At 52.8% G+C, this 20,153-nt stretch carries 14 protein-coding genes and 1 pseudogene; 9 read left to right on the top strand and 6 right to left on the bottom strand.

The annotated features are described in order from the left end of the window. Positions 1-158 precede the first annotated feature (158 nt). The 5 genes from ACX9GU_RS18760 (at position 159) to ACX9GU_RS18740 (ending at position 4,713) form a co-directional block, all read left to right on the top strand. Entirely contained in the window at positions 159-1,082 is a 924-nt protein-coding gene (locus ACX9GU_RS18760; protein WP_473192533.1) for a DUF7916 family protein, read from the top strand. A 99-nt stretch (positions 1,083-1,181) separates the two neighbouring features. Then, on the top strand, positions 1,182-2,222 hold the full coding sequence (locus tag ACX9GU_RS18755) for an ABC transporter substrate-binding protein (protein ID WP_473192532.1): 1,041 nt from the start codon (positions 1,182-1,184) through the stop codon (positions 2,220-2,222). Then, entirely contained in the window at positions 2,219-3,217 is a 999-nt protein-coding gene (locus ACX9GU_RS18750; RefSeq protein WP_473192531.1) for a FecCD family ABC transporter permease, read from the top strand. The genes ACX9GU_RS18755 and ACX9GU_RS18750 overlap by 4 nt, the downstream gene beginning before the upstream one ends. After that, entirely contained in the window at positions 3,210-3,989 is a 780-nt protein-coding gene (locus ACX9GU_RS18745; protein WP_473192530.1) for an ABC transporter ATP-binding protein, read from the top strand. Before ACX9GU_RS18750 ends, ACX9GU_RS18745 begins: the two co-directional genes overlap by 8 nt. Further along, positions 3,982-4,713 carry a substrate-binding domain-containing protein gene (locus ACX9GU_RS18740; RefSeq protein WP_473192529.1) on the top strand — a complete coding sequence of 244 codons (732 nt, stop codon included), beginning with the start codon at positions 3,982-3,984 and terminating at the stop codon, positions 4,711-4,713. The genes ACX9GU_RS18745 and ACX9GU_RS18740 overlap by 8 nt, the downstream gene beginning before the upstream one ends. A gap of 121 nt (positions 4,714-4,834) precedes the next feature. Here the strand turns inward: ACX9GU_RS18740 and ACX9GU_RS18735 are convergent, their stop codons facing one another. From ACX9GU_RS18735 to ACX9GU_RS18715, 5 genes are all read right to left on the bottom strand, one after another. After that, entirely contained in the window at positions 4,835-5,140 is a 306-nt protein-coding gene (locus tag ACX9GU_RS18735) for a hypothetical protein (protein WP_021180442.1), read from the bottom strand. Further along, positions 5,137-5,772, bottom strand: a complete 636-nt coding sequence (locus ACX9GU_RS18730; RefSeq protein ID WP_473192528.1) for a division plane positioning ATPase MipZ — start codon at positions 5,770-5,772, stop codon at positions 5,137-5,139. Before ACX9GU_RS18730 ends, ACX9GU_RS18735 begins: the two co-directional genes overlap by 4 nt. 336 nt (positions 5,773-6,108) lie before the next feature. After that, positions 6,109-6,450 (bottom strand): HNH nuclease YajD, encoded by a 342-nt coding sequence (gene yajD / locus ACX9GU_RS18725; RefSeq protein ID WP_021180444.1) that lies wholly within the window; start codon positions 6,448-6,450, stop codon positions 6,109-6,111. Positions 6,451-6,514: 64 nt separating this feature from the next. Next, entirely contained in the window at positions 6,515-7,408 is an 894-nt protein-coding gene (locus ACX9GU_RS18720) for a LysR family transcriptional regulator (RefSeq protein WP_473192527.1), read from the bottom strand. A 61-nt stretch (positions 7,409-7,469) separates the two neighbouring features. Next, complete coding sequence (locus tag ACX9GU_RS18715) at positions 7,470-8,654, bottom strand: MFS transporter (RefSeq protein WP_473192526.1); 1,185 nt, start codon at positions 8,652-8,654, stop codon at positions 7,470-7,472. A gap of 550 nt (positions 8,655-9,204) precedes the next feature. On the opposite strand from ACX9GU_RS18715, the gene ACX9GU_RS18710 reads away from it, so the two are divergent. Then, entirely contained in the window at positions 9,205-10,482 is a 1,278-nt protein-coding gene (locus tag ACX9GU_RS18710; RefSeq protein WP_473192525.1) for a PTS ascorbate transporter subunit IIC, read from the top strand. On the opposite strand, the gene ACX9GU_RS18705 is transcribed toward ACX9GU_RS18710, so the two are convergent. Continuing rightward, complete coding sequence (locus tag ACX9GU_RS18705) at positions 10,475-10,612, bottom strand: hypothetical protein (RefSeq protein ID WP_473192524.1); 138 nt, start codon at positions 10,610-10,612, stop codon at positions 10,475-10,477. The genes ACX9GU_RS18710 and ACX9GU_RS18705 overlap by 8 nt on opposite strands. Before the next feature lie 339 nt (positions 10,613-10,951). Here ACX9GU_RS18705 and ACX9GU_RS18700 point away from each other — a divergent pair, with 339 nt between their 5' ends. The 3 genes and pseudogenes from ACX9GU_RS18700 (at position 10,952) to ACX9GU_RS18690 (ending at position 20,093) form a co-directional block, all read left to right on the top strand. Next, positions 10,952-11,602, top strand: a complete 651-nt coding sequence (locus ACX9GU_RS18700) for a LuxR C-terminal-related transcriptional regulator (protein ID WP_473192523.1) — start codon at positions 10,952-10,954, stop codon at positions 11,600-11,602. A 616-nt stretch (positions 11,603-12,218) separates the two neighbouring features. After that, a pseudogene (locus ACX9GU_RS18695) lies at positions 12,219-17,147 on the top strand (ESPR-type extended signal peptide-containing protein); the annotation flags it as partial. Beyond that, a complete protein-coding gene (locus ACX9GU_RS18690) occupies positions 17,148-20,093 on the top strand; it encodes a YadA family autotransporter adhesin (RefSeq protein ID WP_473195215.1) in 2,946 nt (981 codons plus the stop codon). The last annotated feature ends 60 nt before the right edge of the window (positions 20,094-20,153 follow it).

Genomic DNA, 20,153 nt, shown 5'->3' with positions numbered 1-20,153 from the left:
TTTGGCACTTTAAATCTAGAGCGAAGATCAAATACTAGAGTTACGTTGTGGCACGTTCAATCCCCTCTCCTGGGGAGAGGGTTAGGGTGAGGGGGTCTTTACCAGCTCAAAGATCTGCTCTCCCTTTTCTATGAGTACCCATCATCGGAGATCCCATCATGAAAAGATATCTGGACTGTAGCGCCAGCGATCTGGCCAACATCAGCAAAGACGATCTGATCTACGCCATCCGTGCCAGCGAAGGGCGCATTCTGGTCAGTGAGACCATCGCGGTCACTCAGCCGCTGCTCAATAACGTTACCAATGCCGAGCTGGCTGCCAGCCAGGGGGCCGACATCCTGCTGCTGAACCTGTTTGATGTCAATCAGCCGCACATTGCCGGGCTGCCTGGCGATGTGCCGCCTGAGAATGCCATACGCGAACTGCAACGGCTGACCGGGCGCGTTATCGGGGTCAATCTGGAAGCCGTCGATCCGGCGTTTGCCACCACGCACAATGAGTTCTGGCAGATGACGGCGGGGCGCGCGGCCACGGCGGAAAACGCCCGAAAGTTGTATGATCTTGGCGCTCGCATAGTGGTTTTGACCGGTAACCCGAATAACGGCGTCAGCAACCAGGCCATCGCAGAGGCGCTAAAGCACATTCGTGACGAAGTGGGCGATAAGCTGGTGCTGGTGACCGGCAAAATGCACGGTGCCGGGATTGTGCGTGAAAGCGGCAGTCAGTTGATCACTGAACAAGATATCGCACTGTTTGTAGAAAACGGAGCCGACATCGTCCTATTGCCTGCACCGGGTACCATCCCTGGCATGTCGCAGGAAAAGGTCGCCTCTCTGATTACGTTTACTCAGCAACAGGGCGCGCTGGCGATGACCGCCATCGGCACTTCTCAGGAGGGGGCCGATGTGCAAACCCTTCGCCAGATTGCCCTGATGAGCAAAATGGCCGGAGCCGATCTGCATCATATCGGTGATACCGGCTATCTTGGCTTGGCGTTGCCTGAGAATATCTTTGCCTACAGCGTTGCGATCCGCGGTGTACGCCACACCTATACCCGCATTGCCCGCTCTGTTAACCGGTAGCAATTTGCCTTTTCAACGCGTTGTTTGATCCGGTAGATTGTTTCATTGTGGTTATCGCTATATTATTTTGTATATAACGATAGCCCACCGGAAACGTCCATGTTCAAACGCCTATTACTGCTTGCTCTTCTTTTCTCATCCGCCGCCTTGGCGGATCGCCAGGTTACCGATCAACTCAACCGCAACGTGACGCTGCCGGACCACATTACCCGTGCCGTGGTGCTACAACATCAGACGTTAAACCTGCTGGTACAGCTAGACGCCATGCCGCAAGTGGTTGGCGTGCTCAGCAGTTGGCAGAAACAGCTGGGGCCGAACTATTTACGGCTGGCTCCGAGCCTGGCCAAGATGCCCATGCCGGGCGATCTTACGGCGGTCAATATCGAAAGCCTGCTGGCTCTGCACCCGCAGGTAGTGTTTGTGGCCAACTATGCCCCGGCGGATATGATCGCCCAGATCGAACGTGCCGGTATTCCGGTGGTGGCAATCTCGCTGCGCCATGAACCGGCGGCTCAGGCTGGGAAAATCAATCCGGTACTAGAAAATGAAGATCGGGTTTATCACCTTGGCCTGCAGGATGGTATTCGCCTGATTGGCAAGGTGATGGGCCGCGAGCTGCAGGCGGATGCGATGGTGAAAGATGTTTTCCAACAGCGCGCGTTGGTGGCCAGGCGTTTGCAGGATATCCCAGAGGACCAACGGGTGCGGGTCTATATGGCCAATCCGGATCTCACGACTTACGGTTCGGGTAAATACACCGGCCTGATGATGCAACATGCCGGTGCCGTGAACGTAGCGGCCAAAGACATTCAGGGGTTTAAACAGGTTTCCATCGAAGACGTGCTCAAGTGGAACCCGGCGGTGATCTTTGTGCAGGAACGTTACCCCGACGTGGTGCAGCAGATCCTCACCTCGCCACAGTGGCAGGCGATTGACGCGGTAAAACACAAACGGGTTTACTTGATGCCGGAATATGCCAAAGCCTGGGGCTACCCAATGCCAGAAGCGTTGGCGCTTGGGGAATTGTGGATGGCAAAAACGCTCTACCCACAACGTTTCACCGATGTTGATCTGCAACAGCACGTAGACACCTACTACCAACGCTATTACCGCACCAACTGCTGCCAGAGCGGCAAATGAAACTGGGGTTGTTGCTACTGCTTACGGCCTGTTGCGCATTGCTCTCCCTGGGGATTGGCCGCTACCCGGTCACGGCGGGTCATAGCCTGATGATTTTGTTGGAACCGGTTATCGGCCAGCATGCAGATATCACGGCGATCGAACGGCAGGTGATCCTCGGCGTGCGCGTGCCGCGCGTGCTGTTGGCTATGGGGGCGGGTGCGGCCTTGGCGCTTTGTGGAGCGGCCTTGCAAGGGGTATTTCGTAACCCATTGGTCGATCCACATATTATCGGCGTGTCTTCTGGGGCCGCTTTTGGTGGCACCTTGGCGATCCTGCTTGGCCTGCCGGTATTGGTGCTGTTGCTGAGTGCTTTCGTCTTTGGCATGTTGGCGCTGTTGCTGATTTTTGCCATCACCAGCGCCATCGCTCGGCGCAATATTCTTTCTTTGGTGCTGGCCGGGGTGATCCTTAGCGGCTTTTTCTCTGCCTGCGTCAGCCTGGTGCAATACCTGGCCGATAGCGAAGAGAAGCTGCCCAGCATCGTGTTCTGGTTACTAGGCAGCTTTGCCACGGCGGATAGCCATAAGTTGCTGATGCTGTTCTTGCCGCTACTGCTGGCCGGTGGCCTGTTATTGGCCCTGCGTTGGCGTATCAACCTGCTTTCTTTGGGGGATGAGGATGCAGCCGCGCTTGGGATTAACGTTGAACGCACTCGTTGGCTGATCCTGACGCTGTGTGCGGTGATTGTGGCAGCACAGGTGGCAGTCAGCGGCAGCATTGGCTGGGTAGGGTTGCTGATCCCGCATTTGGCCCGCCTGCTGGTGGGGCCGGACCATCGGCGTTTATTACCCGCCGCGATGTCCCTTGGAGCGCTGTATATGGTGCTAATCGACGATTTGGCGCGCACCTTAAGCAGCAGTGAAATTCCTCTGGGTATTCTCACCGCTCTGATCGGGGCTCCTCTGTTTGCCTTGCTGCTACGGCGTGCGCAGGTAAGGGGCTGGAATGGCTGAAACGCTGCTACAGGTCAGCAACCTGAGCTTTGGTTGGCCGGGACAACCCAAGCTGTTTCAACAACTTGATTTGCAGTTACAGCGTGGGGAAGTGCTGGCAGTGCTTGGCCCCAACGGGCGTGGCAAAAGCACCTTGATGCAACTCTTGCTGGGCACTTTGCCGTTACAGCAAGGGAGCGTTGTCGTTCATTGCGGATTAGGGTTTGTGCCGCAGTATTTCACGCCGCCGTTTGCCTACAAGGTGCTGGATATTGTGTTGATGGGCAGAGCTCGGCATATTGGGCTGTTCCGTTCGCCTTCGGCTGAGGATCATCAGTTAGCCAAACAGGCCCTTTATTCGCTGGATATGCAGGCATTTGCCGATCGTGAGTTTGGCAGCCTTTCCGGCGGGCAACGCCAATTGGTGTTGATAGCCCGGGCGTTGGCGATGGCCTGTGAAGTGCTGATCCTCGATGAGCCGACCTCGGCACTGGACTTACACCATCAGGATCGGGTGCTGACCATGATCGATCACCTGGCACGCGAACGGCAGATGGCGGTGATATTCTCGACACACCAACCTAATCATGCTCATGCCGTGGCAGACCGTGCACTCTTGCTGGGGGCAGAAGGGAGCCATCAGTTGGGCAGTTGCCAGCAGGTGCTGACGGCAGACCATCTTTCGCCGCTGTTCCATCTGCCGATTGAACGGGTATCCGTTCCCTTTGCAGGCAGCCAGTTGGAAACGTTGGTGCCCATCTTCCACAGCCAACGGGAGCGCAATTGTGAATAGCATTACTCTTTTTGCCGCAGGAAGCCTGAGGCTGGCGTTTTCTCCGCTGTTGACGGCGTTTGAGCAGGAGAGCGGTCACCGGGTCGAGGCCACCTTTGGCCCGGCAGGGATGCTGCGGGAACGGATTGAGCGGGGGGAAAGGCCGCAGGTGTTTGCCTCTGCCAATCTCGAACATCCACAGCGGTTAGTGGCACTTGGCTTTGCGCAGGCGGTACAGCCGTTTACCCGCAATCGCCTATGCGCCACGGTGCGTAATACCCCGGAGTTAACGCAGCCGGATTTGCTGACGTTGCTGTGCGACCCACAATGGCGTGTCGGCACCTCGACACCGGTAGCCGATCCTTCCGGCGACTATGCGCAACAGCTGTTCGATCGCCTGGAGCATTGCTTGCCGGGGCAGGGGAGCGCATTGCGTAGCAGAGCAGTGGCGTTGGTTGGTGGGCCAGATTCTGCGCCAATACCGGCGGGCCGGTTGGCGGCGGAATATCTGCTTGCTGAAGGTTTGGCAGATATCTTTCTTGGCTACGCCAGCTATGCCGATGCCTTAGCCTCCTGCGCGCAGCTAAAAGTACGTAGATTGCCAGCCGTACTCGACTTCAAAGTGACCTATGGACTGTGTCTACTGGATGAGGGATGCGTGGTCGCACAGGCGTTGGTGGCCTTTATTCTGGGCGTTAGAGGGCAGAGGATTTTACAGCGCATGGGTATGCTGGCGTTAGATTAATGTTTTATTATCAATAACATTAAGTTGCCAGCTTAACAAGTTGATAGCTTGGTAATTTGCCTGTTAAGCTTGCCAGCTTACTTGTCTGCTAACTTGTTAAGCTGGCAAGTTGTTGAGTTGCTCAGATCTTCTTCAGCAGGGCCAACAATTGCGCTTCGCTCTTGTCGGCCAAAGTGTCGATGGCCAACTTGATCACGTCGGAACGGGTGATGCGTACGATGCCGTTACGCGCCGCATGACCGATCACTTCGTCGATCATCTCCACGTGGTTATCCGTCAGGCTGACGGACAGCGCTTTATAAATGCGCTTACGGCCCTGGGGCTTTTCGGCAACGGCGGGAGGGGCAGGAACAATCAACGTATGTGAAGTGGCGCTGTTGATAAATTCATCTTCCGACATGCGGTGGGTTGGCGTACGTTTTTTCACAGGATCACCTCTGTTACCAGGCTTTCGATTTCGTGCTGCGCTTTTTCATTGTGCGCTTCATGCACGGTTAGCGCTTCGCCCCAGGCATCGCGATAAATTTTGCGATCGCACAGGCGGTTGTTCACCAACTTCAGTTCCGGGTATTCGCTTAGCACTTCGGCCGCTTCGTTGGCTTCGTTAATGAAGATATTGGTTGGGCACAGGTTGAGCACAATGTGGCCTTTTACCTTTTCATTGTATTCCTGGGCGGTGGAGAACATTTCGGACAGGTAGCCGATAGTATCCAGGTCCATCTGCGAAGGGCGCAGCGGGGAGATAAACAGATCGGCGGCCAGCAGCCCGGAGCGTAATTCTGCGCTGTCGCGGCCAGCGGTATCGACAATCACATAGTCGTAGTGACGGTTCAGTTCCAGCAGGGTTTCTTTGATCTTACCTGAGGCAGCCACCACCGGGATCTGCGGAAGCCCTTCAACATTCTGACGGTCGTTGAACCAGGTCATGATGGATTTCTGGTCATCGGCATCGACGATAATGGCCGTTTTCTTCTGTTTCAGGATCAGGTATCCGGCGATGTTTACCGCCATGGTCGATTTGCCGACGCCGCCTTTCTGCGAACCAATCAAAACAATCATGTTGCCATCTCTCAAGTTGCCAAGCAGATAACTTATTAATTAACTAACTTAATAAGTTAATGCGCTTGCTAGGTTGGTAATTAAATGAGTTAACAAGTACGTATGACGACAATATGCCCCATTGGCCGCGGCTTGCCAAGTAGTGAAAGTCTTAACTTGTGGGTTTATTTGTTTGGCAACTTACTAGCTTAGTAAGTATTTGGTTGGGGGAAAGGGTTAAAATAGGTGTTGGATTTAACTAAGTTAATAGCTTAACAGGTTGGCATTTTGTGAAGTAGTTAAGGTAGGGATCTGGCGGAACCGCACGCAAGCTGCGGCCCCGCTTGGTGAATAACGTTACTTTTTCATCATGTTTTTCAGATTGGCGAAGGGGTTATGTGTGGCTAACCCTACATCTTTCTGCGCATCTTCACCTGCCACCACCGTGGAGCCATATTGATCGGCCTCGGTGTATTTTGAGTGTTCATGATCGTGGCAGTACAGGCACAGCATTTCCCAGTTGCTACCGTCTTCCGGGTTGTTGCTGTGGTCATGATCGATGTGATGCACCGTCAGTTCACGCAGGTTGGAGTAAACAAATTCGCGTGAACAGCGCCCGCAGACCCACGGGAAGATTTTCAGTGCTTTTTCGCGGTAACCGGTTTCCAGTCTCGCGTAGTTTTTTGGAATGTATGCCATGTGGGCACCTACAGGATCAGAATAATATTGCGCTCAATATTACCACAAACCGCATGCAGACAGACTAGTGGAATCGTTCTACCGCCCAGTCGATAAAGACCCGCAGTTTGGCACTGAGATGGCGGTTTGAAGGGTAAACCACGTACATCTGTTCGTCCGGCGGTTGCCAGTTATCCAATAAACTGATCAATTCTCCGTTGTCCAGATGAGGTTGTGCCATAAAACGCGGTGTTTGAATGATGCCCAGACCCGCCAGCCCGGAGGCAAGATGCGCGTTACTTTCATTGACGCTAACCTGGTAGCGGTGCTGGATATCGAGGGTTTTTCCCCGATCGACAAATTGCAGCGGCTGAATGCGATCGTTCAGCGCGTGGCGATAGTGCGCCAACGGGTATCCCTGCTCCAGATCGCAAGGGTGTTGCGGAGTGCCGTGTCGGGCAAGGTAGGCTGGCGTTGCGCAGGTCACCCATTGCAATGTGAATAACCGCCGGGCAATCAGGCTGGAGTCGGCCAACGGGCCACTGCGGATCACGCAGTCTGCGCTGTCGTTGATTAAATCGATATTGCGGTCCCCCACCCCCAGGTCGATCTGAATCTGTGGATAGCGGGCTATAAACTCGGGCAGTGCGGGTAATAGCACCAATCGCGCGGTGGAACCTCCGGCATCAATGCGTAATACGCCCTGAGGCGCGGATTGTGATTCAGTCATGCAACCTTCCATCTGCTCCAACTCCGCCAGCCATTTTACCGTGCGCCGGTAATAGCATTCGCCTTCTGAGGTGACGGAAACGCTGCGGGTGGTGCGTTGGATCAGCTTGGTTTGCAGGTGGTTTTCCAGGCTCTGGATCAGTTTGGTGACGGTGGCTTTTGGCATACGCAGCGAATCAGCGGCGCGGGTAAAGCCGCCGGTTTCCACCACGCGATTAAACACGCGAATAGCTAGCAGATGGTGATCCATAACGCTCTCAATAATTTGCCCCGGCAATTTTCCAGGGCATGTTTCTCTAGGGGAATAATGATTATGGCTGCTTAACGCTAATCATGCCGCTGCGTAATGACCAGCCAAACACCAGCATGGCGGAAAGGATCAGGGCCCCACCGAACAGCATTGCGCTGCTGACGCCTTGCCAATCAACCACTTCCCCACCGAGCAATGCACCCGAGGCCAGAGCAATCTGGATCACGCTTACCAATAATGCTTGCCCGGCCTCCGGTGCCTGGGGAACGGCGGCAAACATCCAGTTGGTGGCACAGACGGGTACCGCACCAAATGCTAGCCCCCAGACCAACACCATTAGGGTGGCTCCAGGGATCCCGCTGAGGAAGGGGGAAACAATCAGGATACTGGCCAACATGGCGGTGATCAGGATAAAGGTGGCGCGCAGGCTATGTTCCGCCAACCGCTCACCCAGGAAAGTGCCAAGCAGGCCGATAGCGCCATAAGCAAGGAGTTGTAACGAAATCGCTGAAGGGCTGAGGACAAACACCTGCTGCAACAGTGGGCGCAGGTAGGTATAGGCGGCAAAATGGCCGATAAACAGCAGCACGATGGCAATTAATCCTATGCGCGCCATTGGCAGGCGCAGCGGTGATAGTAGATCGCTCGGGGTCACCGGGCGGCTTGCAGGCACCGACGAGAGCAGACGCATTTGTGCCAACAATACGATGCCAGCCAACACCGAGCTGCCAAAGAACGCCGCACGCCAGCCGAACAAATCGCCGATCAATGCCCCGGCGGGTACGCCACAGACAGCACCGACCGAGATGCCGCTCAGGATCAGCGCTGTCGCCCGGCCCTGGCTGGCAACCGGCACCAGATGGCGGCCATAGTTGGCGGCGAAGGACCAGAAACCACCAACGCAGACCCCCAGAAGCACGCGGCCAAGCAGCATCATCGGGAAGTTCACCGCCAATGCGGAAACCAGGTTGGAAATAATCAGCAGTGCGGACAGGCCCAGCATCAGCAACCGCCGATCGAGTCGCCCAGAGAGCAGGCTTAGAACCGGAGCGGCCACGGCGGCAACCACGCCGGGGATGGTGACCATCAGACCCGCTTTACCGGTGCTGACATCAAGGGAAGGGGCGATATTGGTGAGTAGCCCGATGGGTAGAAATTCGGTGGTAACCATGACAAAACAGGCGACCGTCAGCGAGAAGATCGCCAACCACGGTGATGATGCAGGTTTATCTTTATTATTCAGCATAGTAGCACTCATCTCAGGTGAATATGCACGTCGTACGACAGTTGTACGAGTGATCGGGATCACAATTTACGCAGCGATACCCGGCGGATAAATCCATCAGTGGTGGTTACACTGTTTCCACAGGGGAATAATCATCTGAAGCAAGTGTTGGCGTGGGTTTTCGGGTGGGGGAAGGGAAAAAGACATTTTCGCATAAGCTTATACTCTGAGCGACTAAACCGCTGCCAGGATGGTTAGTTAGACACACCATGCTCAAATCTGTCACAAGGCTTCTCATCGGTAAAAACTAAAAATGAAAAGCCGTTTTACAAATATAAAACAATGTTTCATTTTTCGTGATTGAGATCTCGAATCAATCATGTGACAGCAGTAAAAAAAAAGCCTGCGTGGTATCACTGTGCCTATCGAAGGCTCATTGCTCCCTTCACCTTTCAAGCTAAAGCACCGTAGGTCAGGGCGTGTTTTGTCCTTGCAAACTGCGGCTTGGGATCTATTGGGTAACAAGAAATTCGTCCTTCCTGCATAAATAATGTAAATATTGAGGGATATCGTGGACATATTGCTTAGTTTGGTAAAAACACCATCGGTCATCATTGCGATCGTCGCCTTCCTGGGGCTGATTTTTCAACGAGCACCGATTTCAAGGATAATCACCGGGACCTTACTCTCCTTCATTGGCTTTACCATGATCAAGGTTGGCGGCAGCATATTGATGAAGGTGCTGACCGCATTTAGTTCACTGTTTTCTAACGCATTTAATATTGTTGGCGTGGTGCCGAGCAACGAAGCTATCATGGCGGCGACCATCGATAAACTGGGGGCGACAGCGGCGGTGATCCTGCTGTTCTCAATGGTGCTGAATATTCTGCTGGCGCGTTTTACCCGCTTTAAAAATATCTATCTTTCCCTGCACCTGGTGCTGTTTATGGCCTTTGCGCTGACGGCGGTGCTGGCCGAACTGGGCTATAGCCATGTTGCTATCGTGACCATCGCTTCAATCTTCATTGGTTGTTACATGGCGATATCACCGTATATCTTGAGCAAGTTCAGCCGGGATATTATTGGTTCGAATGATTATGCCATTTCCCATGCGGCGATCTCCTCCTATATTATCGGTTCTTATATGGGGAAATGGTTCGGTAATAAAAAGCACGATACCGAACACGTGGTGATCAGCAACAAGTTTGACTTTATCCGCGAGCCTAACGTCGCTACGCTATTGACGATGTTAATCCTGCTGGTCATCTCCAGCATCTTCGCCACACAACCGCAGGTTAAGGATGCCATGGTCATGGTTTATGGTGCCGGGGCTGCGGATAAAAACGTGCTGATCTTTGTGTTGGAACAGTCGGCGATTTTTGCTTGCGGCCTGTATATGGCCAAGGCTGGCGTCAACATGTTTACCGCAGAGATCGTGCCAGCGTTCAAAGGGTTTGCCAAAGTGTTCGCCCCAGGAGCTGTGCCGGCAGTGGATGTGATGGTGCTGTTTACCAAAGCGCCTAATGCCACCCTGATCGGCTTCCTGGTCAGTTTCCTGGTAGAACTGATTTGTATCCTGATTTTCCCGTTTATCGGTTTGCCGATTATCGTGCCCGGCATTATGGCCAGCTTTATTACCGGCGGCGCGGCGGCGATATTCGGTAACGCGACCGGCGGGTTCCGTGGGGCCATCATTGCCAGTACCATCAACGGCCTGCTGTTGTGCGTATTCCCGGCGCTGACGCTGCATCTGTTTGCGGGCCTGGGGGCCAATGGCGTGACCTTTGCCGACCCGGACTTCACCATTTCATCGCTGTTGGTCAACACCGTGTTTGGGTGGTTTAAGTAATCATCCCCTCTAGCTTCCCTTCTTGCAGCAAACTTGCAACCACCCTTTCTGGGTGGTTGCTGATATCTAGCCAATCGGCAACATATAAGTTATTAAAACGTTGCGTCAGCATAGAGATGATGTTACTCATGCTATTCTTAAGTGATATTAGCTACCATTCTGATTGGCATTTTATTAGTGAATTAAGAGTAGATGAGTGAAACCGAACTTTATTCCTAATTTTCAATAAGATGCATCTTAAATGAATGTTTTAAATGATGTTGATTAAATAGGTAAAAAATACATTTTAGAGACTTTTCTTATAAATTATAAACTTTGTCTTACATATTCCTAAAGTGTCTTCCTATCTAATAACTTCAGTTGCACAGGTGGCTAAGGCATCATCTAACCAGATAGCTAAGAAAACAGGCTACCAACACTGCTGAAGGATCTCTGCTTTTGAGAATTGCACGAAAAAATGGACTTTATTATGAACCAGCTAAGGATTGCTTGTATTACCAGTAATTACTTTTTAAAGTTGGCATTACTCTATACTTCGTCAAAGTTAACAAGAGAACGTGTTTATTTACCAGAGGTAAAGCTCGTTTTTTTCAGTAACTACCGTGCGTTTAAAACCCGGCTAAATAACAACTATTATTATAATGGCGTCGTGATTGATAGTTGCGGTAATTTCTTTGACTTAGTCAGGCTTTTTGAAAGCCTTCCTCAGCAGTTTATTGATGAAGAAGCAATCAGTCATTGTGCCTTTTTGCATGATAAAAAATATCTGACGTCATTAATGAATGATACTCAGGATGAGTCTATCGTTTGCATCGATAAAGATGATGATATTGTTTTATTTGGACGCCAATTCTTTGTCTTTATAAGAAGATTAGAACAGGCAATGAGCGCTGGAATACGACCTGATCGCTACAATAGCCTCAGGTGCTGCGATTTTTATAAGCGTAAGTTGACCTCCTCGGAATTAAATACCTTTAACGATATAATGAGGGGGATCCCTCTCATTGAGATTGCCTTTACACGTAACCGCAGTGTTAAAACTATCAACAATCATAAAATAAACGCTTTAAAAAAGTTGGGTGTGAAAAGTATGTCTGATTTGTTAGTTAGGCGCCAATGACGAGAAGACTGATTTCACATGAAATTGTTAGTAAGTGAGCACTGGGTGTCTAGGTAGCTATCACTGAGTTCGCATCGGCAAAGCTAAATAAACATGAAAAAACGTAGCGTTTCTGATAATAGAACAAGGACGTTTTCATAATTTTTTTGTTTAACCATATGATTTTTAATCTTTTTTTGTAAATTCAAAAACACATTTCTACCTACTGGTTTGCCGTAAAGGTCTTTTTTCCGTTTAATCAAATCATCGAAAACGGTAACTGATGGGGGGGGTAATACCGATGTTATGAATTTATAAAATAAGAGTAATCATGTCTAAATTGATTTTCTTGAATGATTGCATGCGAGATGTATCTATGGTCGATGTCTTATTAACACGTAATTGAAGTGTTAAAGCTATAACCAGCCCTAAGGTAAGCGCCTTAAACAAACTTGGAGTAAAAAGATGCCAAGTTTTTAGTAGGACGCTAACAACGTGATGGGAGGATTTAAGAAGGAATTTAGAGTGAGTGATCTACATCCAGGGAATCTAATCTGAAGAACAATCTTGATTGTACAGTACTAGATAATCACGCGAGTCACTGCGCGTACAAAATACTTTTTATTGGAACAAGCTTATGAATACGATATACCGTTTAGTTTGGAGTGCCGCACAGCAGGCCTGGGTTGTTGCCAGCGAATTCGCGTCGGCCAAAGGTAAAGGCAAGGATGGCAGTTCCACCCGTCGCGCTCGTCGTGCATTGATGCGTGCTGGTGGTATGGCCGGTGCGTTTGCAGCTGCTTTAGTCAGTATCGAGCCAGCAGAGGCCTGGACAGTTGACCCTACCAATGTTCTCAACGGTGGCACCGCAGCTTCTGATAGTACAGTAGCAAGCAATACGGCGATTGGGAATGCGGCTGTTGCAAGTAATAATGGCTCGACTGCTATAGGTTCAAGCGCTCAGGCGCTGGGATGGAATAACGTAGCAGTGGGGGCTGGTAGCTTAGCTAATGGGGTCGGATCCTCTGCATTCGGTAACCTGGCCAGCGCAACAGGGGAGGGTTCCCTGGCTACAGGTCTCTCCGCCAATGCGTCTGGTGGTAGTTCAATCGCGAGTGGCGAAAACGCAAGTGCGACAGGTTATGGTTCAGCGGCTATTGGCCGTGGCGCTCAAGCTCTGAGCGTTGGTGCTTATGCTTTCGGGTGGGACTCCAGTGCGACAGGTTTAAGTTCTCTAGCATTTGGTTCAATTGCTAGAGCCGTGGGTAACTATTCGGTAAGCATAGGTCCTGGTTCCTCAGCGAATAGCTATGGTGCCACTAGTGTTGGTAATAATACTTCCGTCGAAATTAATGCCGATTTTGGTACCGCTCTGGGAAACAACTCGAGTGTTAGTGCTGCCAATGCTGTGGCTGTGGGCCATACTGCGGTGGCAAGAAACATTGATGCCGTTGCGCTAGGCACGGATTCTTGGACTTCAGACGCGGTGGCTACAACCAGCATGACTATCGCTGACAAGACCTATACCGATCTTGCAGGGACGGCACCAACCAGCACTGTCAGTATTGGTAAACAATACCACGAACGCACCATCACTAACGTCGCCGCAGGTCGCGTTAACACCACCAGTACCGATGCCATTAACGGTTCACAACTGGCAGCGACCAATCAGGCCATCAACGATAATAAAACCCACTACTACAGCTTGAACGATGCTGAGACTCAAGAAGGCAATTACAACAATGACGGTGCTACGGCCGCTAGAGCGCTTGCGGCTGGTGTTAATGCCAGCGCCGCAGGTATTTCCTCAACGGCGATTGGCGAAAACTCTCAAGCCTTGTTGGGGGCGGATATTGCAATAGGCGCGGGCAGTTTGGCCAGTGGCAGCAACAGTGTAGCATTGGGGACATTTGCCAAAGCGACGAACGGTAATGATGTGAGTGTCGGCTTTAATGCCAAGGCATCTGGAGGAAATTCCGGGGCCTTCGGTAATGCATCCAATGCCTCCGGTCAGTCCGCATTTGCCTTGGGCGGCGCAGCACAAGCATCAAATAATTACTCTCTGGCAGTTGGCGTGCTGGCAAATTCCTCAGCGTCCAAATCTGTCGCCCTTGGCTACAATGCTGTCGCCGATGTGGAGAGAAGTGTTGCGCTGGGTGATGGAGCAAAAACCAACGCTGTCGTCGCGACGACAGGGGCACAGATTGCAGGGAATGACTATGCGTTTGCGGGTGTATCCCCTGTTGGAACCGTCAGCGTGGGTGATGCCAATGCAGAACGTACCCTCACCAACGTAGCCGCAGGCCGTCTGAATGCGGACAGTACTGATGGGGTGAACGGTTCACAATTGTTTGCCACCAACCAGTCCATCGATACGTTGGGCACTCAAGTTGATACTAACACGACCAACATCGCCAACAACACCACCAACATTAATGGGTTGAAGGAGGATGCGCTGCAGTGGGATGCGTCGCTGAATGCCTACAGCGCCAACCATAAAGGCAATGGACCGGCCAAGATCACTAACGTGAGCGCCGGTGATCTGACAGATACCAGCACCGATGCGGTGAACGGCTCACAGTTGTTTGCCACCAATAAGGCGATTGAAGATTCAGCAAGCCATTACTTCAGCGTTAACGATGATGGGACGCAGGGGGCCAACTACAATAACGACGGTGCAACGGGCGCTAGAGCGCTTGCCGCTGGCGTTAATGCCAGCGCCTCTGGTGTTTCCTCGACGGCTATTGGCCATGACTCTCAGGCATTATCGGGAGCGGATATTGCAATAGGTGCGGGCAGTCTGGCCAGTGGCAGCAACAGTGTAGCATTGGGGACATTTGCCAAAGCGACGAACGGTAATGATGTGAGTGTCGGCTTTAATGCCAAGGCATCAGGAGGAAATTCCGGGGCCTTCGGTAATGCTTCCAACGCCTCTGGTCAGTCCGCATTTGCCTTGGGCGGCGCAGCACAAGCATCAAATAATTACTCTCTGGCAGTTGGCGTGCTGGCAAATTCCTCAGCGTCCAAATCTGTCGCCCTTGGCTACAATGCTGTCGCCGATGTGGAGAGAAGTGTTGCGCTGGGTGATGGAGCAAAAACCAACGCTGTCGTCGCGACGACAGGGGCACAGATTGCAGGGAATGACTATGCGTTTGCGGGTGTATCCCCTGTTGGAACAGTCAGCGTGGGTGATGCCAATGCAGAACGTACCCTCACCAACGTAGCCGCAGGCCGTCTGAATGCGGACAGTACTGATGGGGTGAACGGTTCACAATTGTTTGCCACCAACCAGTCCATCGATACGTTGGGCTCTCAAGTTGATACCAACACGACCAACATCGCCAACAACACCACCAACATTAATGGGTTGAAGGAGGATGCGCTGCAGTGGGATGCGTCGCTGAATGCCTACAGCGCCAACCATAAAGGCAATGGACCGGCCAAGATCACTAACGTGAGCGCCGGTGATCTGACAGATACCAGCACCGATGCGGTGAACGGCTCACAGTTGTTTGCCACCAATAAGGCGATTGAAGATTCAGCAAGCCATTACTTCAGCGTTAACGATGATGGGACGCAGGGGGCCAACTACAATAACGACGGTGCAACGGGCGCTAGAGCGCTTGCCGCTGGCGTTAATGCCAGCGCCTCAGGTGTTTCCTCGACGGCTATTGGCCATGACTCTCAGGCATTATCGGGAGCGGATATTGCAATAGGTGCGGGCAGTCTGGCCAGTGGCAGCAACAGTGTAGCGTTGGGGACATTTGCCAAAGCGACGAACGGTAATGATGTGAGTGTCGGCTTTAATGCCAAGGCATCTGGAGGAAATTCCGGGGCCTTCGGTAATGCATCCAATGCCTCCGGTCAGTCCGCATTTGCCTTGGGCGGCGCAGCACAAGCATCAAATAATTACTCTCTGGCAGTTGGCGTGCTGGCAAATTCCTCAGCGTCCAAATCTGTCGCCCTTGGCTACAATGCTGTCGCCGATGTGGAGAGAAGTGTTGCGCTGGGTGATGGAGCAAAAACCAACGCTGTCGTCGCGACGACAGGGGCACAGATTGCAGGGAATGACTATGCGTTTGCGGGTGTATCCCCTGTTGGAACAGTCAGCGTGGGTGATGCCAATGCAGAACGTACCCTCACCAACGTAGCCGCAGGCCGTCTGAATGCGGACAGTACTGATGGGGTGAACGGTTCACAATTGTTTGCCACCAACCAGTCCATCGATACGTTGGGCACTCAAGTTGATACTAACACGACCAATATCGCCAACAACACCACCAACATCGCGACCAACACCACCGATATCACCAATCTGGGCGATACCGTAGACAACATCTACAACACCGGGACCAAGTACTTCCACGCCAACTCCACCGGTACCGACTCTGTCGCGTCTGGTTTGGATGCGGTTGCGATTGGTATGGGTGCTATCGCCAGTGCCGATGGCAGCATCGCTCTGGGTGCCGGTTCGCTGGCAGACGGCAGCACCTTGTCGCATGAAGCTTATCTGGTTGGTGGGATTGCGAAGGGTGAATTGAACGTGGGCGATCGTCGTATCACCGGGCTGGCTGCCGGTGCGGACGATATGGATGCGGTCAACGTAGCACAGTTGAAAGCCACGGCTGCGAGTTCTGTCGCTGATGCGGTGATGTATGACAACAGCACCCACAACAACATTACCCTAGGTGGCAATACTTACGACAACAATACGCACACCGGTGGTACCACTATCACTAACGTGGCGGATGGCGTCGCACCAAGCGATGCGGTGAACTATTCACAACTGACCGAAACCAATAATCAGGTGACTACCAACACCACCAACATCGCCAACAACACCACCAACATTAATGGGTTGAAGGATGATGCGCTGCAGTGGGATGCGTCTCTGAATGCCTACAGCGCCGACCATATGGGCAATGGTCCAGCCAAGATCACCAACGTGGCAGCCGGTGACCTTACGGATACCAGTACCGATGCGGTCAACGGTTCACAGCTGAAAGCGACCAACGATCAGGTGGATATCAACACTACCACTATCGCGGGTAACACCACGGCGATCACCAACCTGGGCGATACCGTAGACAACATCTACAACACCGGGACCAAGTACTTCCACGCCAACTCAACCGGTACCGACTCTGTCGCGTCTGGCCTGGATGCGGTTGCGATTGGTATGGGTGCCATTGCCAGCGCTGATAACAGCGTAGCCTTGGGTGCGGGTTCTCTGGCCAACGGCAGCACCTTGTCTCACCAGGCTTATCTGGTCGGCGGAACCGCAAGAGGTGAAGTGAACGTGGGCAATCGTCGTATTACCGGGCTGGCTGCCGGTGCAGACGCAACGGATGCGGTGAACGTAGAGCAACTGACCTCGGTCATGAACCACTACTACAGCTTCAATAACGTTTCAATGTCTGATGCCAACTTCAACAACGACGGTGCTACCGGAGCCAACTCCATTGCGGCAGGTATCAACGCAGCAGCGAGAGGGGTAGGTGCTGTTGCGACCGGTGTGAATGCAATGGCAAATGGCGATCATTCAATCAGCCTGGGCTACAGCACCGTGGTTAACGGTGCACGTTCGGCGGCGATTGGTGACCCAACGGTGGTCAACGGTGATGACAGTTACTCACTGGGTAACGATAACCGCATCGACGCCAACAAAGTCTTTGTCATAGGTAGCAACGTGACGGTCGACGCTGGATTAGATGGCTCGGTCGTCCTGGGTGATGGCTCAACTGCCAGCGCTGCTGTGGCGACGGCGGGTGTAACCCTGAATGGTAAAGACTATGTCTTCGCCGGGACTACACCGACCAGTTCGGTTAGCGTAGGCGCAGTTGGGGCGGAGCGTACTATCACCAACGTGGCCGCAGGTCGTCTGAATAAAGACAGCACTGATGCCATCAACGGTTCACAACTGTTTGCCACCAACCAGGCGATCGATGGCCTGCAAGGAGGCAGCGTTCAGTATGATAAAAATACTGATGGTACCGTGAACTACAACAACGTGACCCTGGGTGGCGACACTTATGACAACAGCACGCATACCGGTGGCACCACTATCACCAACGTGGCTGATGGCGTAGCGCCAAGCGATGCGGTGAACTACTCACAACTGACCGAAACCAATAACCAGGTAACGACCAACACCACCAACATAGCGGGTAACACCACGGCGATCACCAATCTGGGCGATACTGTAGACAACATCTACAACACCGGGACCAAGTACTTCCACGCCAACTCAACCGGCACGGATTCTGTGGCCTCGGGTATTGATGCGGTGGCAATCGGCATGGGTGCAGTGGCCAGTGCGGATGGCAGTATTGCTCTGGGTGCAGGTTCGCTGGCCGACGGCAGCACGCTGGCGCATGAAGCCTATCTGGTTGGCGGCACGGCGAAGGGTGAAGTAAACGTGGGGGATCGTCGTATTACCGGGCTGGCTGCCGGTGCGGACGATGCGGATGCTGTTAACGTGGCACAGCTGAAACAAGTGGCCACCGAATCGGTAGCCGATGTTGTCAAATATGACAACAGCACCCACAACAACATTACCTTGGGTGGTGATACCTACGACAACAGCACGCATACCGGTGGCACCACTATCACCAACGTGGCTGATGGTAGCGCGCCAAGCGATGCGGTGAACTACTCACAGCTGACCGAAACCAACACCAATATCACCAACCTGGGTGATACGGTGACCAACATCAACAACAAGGGCACCAAGTACTTCCACGCCAACTCTACCGGCGCGGATTCTGTGGCCTCTGGTCTGGATGCGGTAGCAATCGGTATGGGCGCAGTGGCCAGTGCTGATGGCAGCATCGCCCTGGGCGCCGGTTCTCTGGCCAATGGCAGCACCTTGTCTCACCAGGCCTATCTGGTTGGCGGCACGGCGAAGGGTGAAGTGAACGTGGGTGAGCGTCGTATTACTGGGTTGGTTGCCGGTGCAGACGATATGGATGCGGTGAACGTGGCGCAGTTGAAGCAGGTGGCCACCGAATCGGTAGCCGATGTCGTTAAATATGACAACAGTACCCACAACAGCGTGACCCTGGGTGGCGATGCTTACGACAACAGCACGCACACTGGCGGTACCACCATCACTAACGTGGCGGACGGTAAAGCACCAAGCGACGCGGTTAACTACTCTCAACTGACCGAGACCAATAACCAGGTGGCCATCAATACCACCAATATCACCAACAACACCAATGATATTAATGGATTGAAGGATGATGCGTTGCAGTGGGATGCCAAAGCCAACGGGGGCAAAGGGGCTTACAGTGCCAACCATATGGGTAATGGCCCCGCCAAGATCACCAACGTCGCTGCAGGGGATATCAGTGCCACCAGTACTGATGCGGTGAACGGTTCGCAACTGTTTGGCTTGCAGACTGAAATCACCAACATCACTAACAATGGTGTCAAGTACTTCCACGCCAACTCAACGGCGGCTGACTCCAAGGCTGTGAGTGCCGAGTCAATTGCGGTGGGTGGTAATGCACAAGCTTCCGGTGTGAGTTCCATCGCCATGGGCAGCAATGCTCAGACTAGCACTGACCATTCAGTGGCTATCGGTGGTTCAAGCAGCGTGACCGGTAAGACCGGTACGGCAATCGGTGATGGTTCCATTGTAACGGCGGATAACGCTGTGGCGTTGGGTGCTGGCTCGGTTGCGGATCGTATGAACTCGGTTTCTGTGGGTTCCAAAGGTCACGAGCGTCAAATCACCAACGTGGCTGCTGGGACTGAGGATACCGATGCGGTGAACCTGGCTCAGTTGAAAGAGGTATCGGGCAATATCACCAATATCGACAACTCAGTGAAGCAGAACAGCACGGATATCACCAATATCCAGAACGGTACCGACGGCATGTTCCAGGTTAAAAATACTGACAACCTGCCGAAACCGAGTGTGACCGGAAATAACTCGGTAGCCGGTGGTGCGGGCTCCAAAGCGTCAGGTAACAGCAGCATGGCGGTGGGGACATCATCCACTGCGTCAGGTGCCAACTCCGTCGCGCTGGGTAACTCGTCTTCTGCGACTGCGGATAACTCGGTTGCTCTGGGCTCTGGCTCGGTCGCCGATAGAACCAACAGCGTATCCGTTGGTTCTGCGGGTAACGAACGCCAGATCACTAACGTGGCAGCGGGTACCAAAGGCACGGATGGCGTTAACGTCAACCAGTTGACCAGCGGTATCAGCGAGTCGAAAGACTATACCAACAGCAAGTTTAGCGACCTGAAAAACCAGGTTGATAAGCAAAACGACAAGCTGGAAGGCGGGATTGCCGGTGCGATGGCGATGGCGAGTATGCCACAGCCATACTCAGCAGGGGCCAGCATGTTCAGCATGGGCGGAGCCAGCTACGGTAGCCAGGGTGCAGTAGCAATGGGCGTGTCAACTATTTCCGATAACGGCAAGTGGGTGACCAAACTGCAAGGGACCACGACCACGCAAGGGGATGTAGGTGTCGCAGTAGGGGTGGGTTATCAATGGTAACAAGTTGATTTAATCGATAACCGTAATGTGCAAGCTCTGGTGGCAGTAACGCCACCAGAG

This window comes from Serratia sp. K1WW1 (genome assembly GCF_055790865.1).
This window is presented reverse-complemented; position numbering and strand designations above follow the sequence as displayed.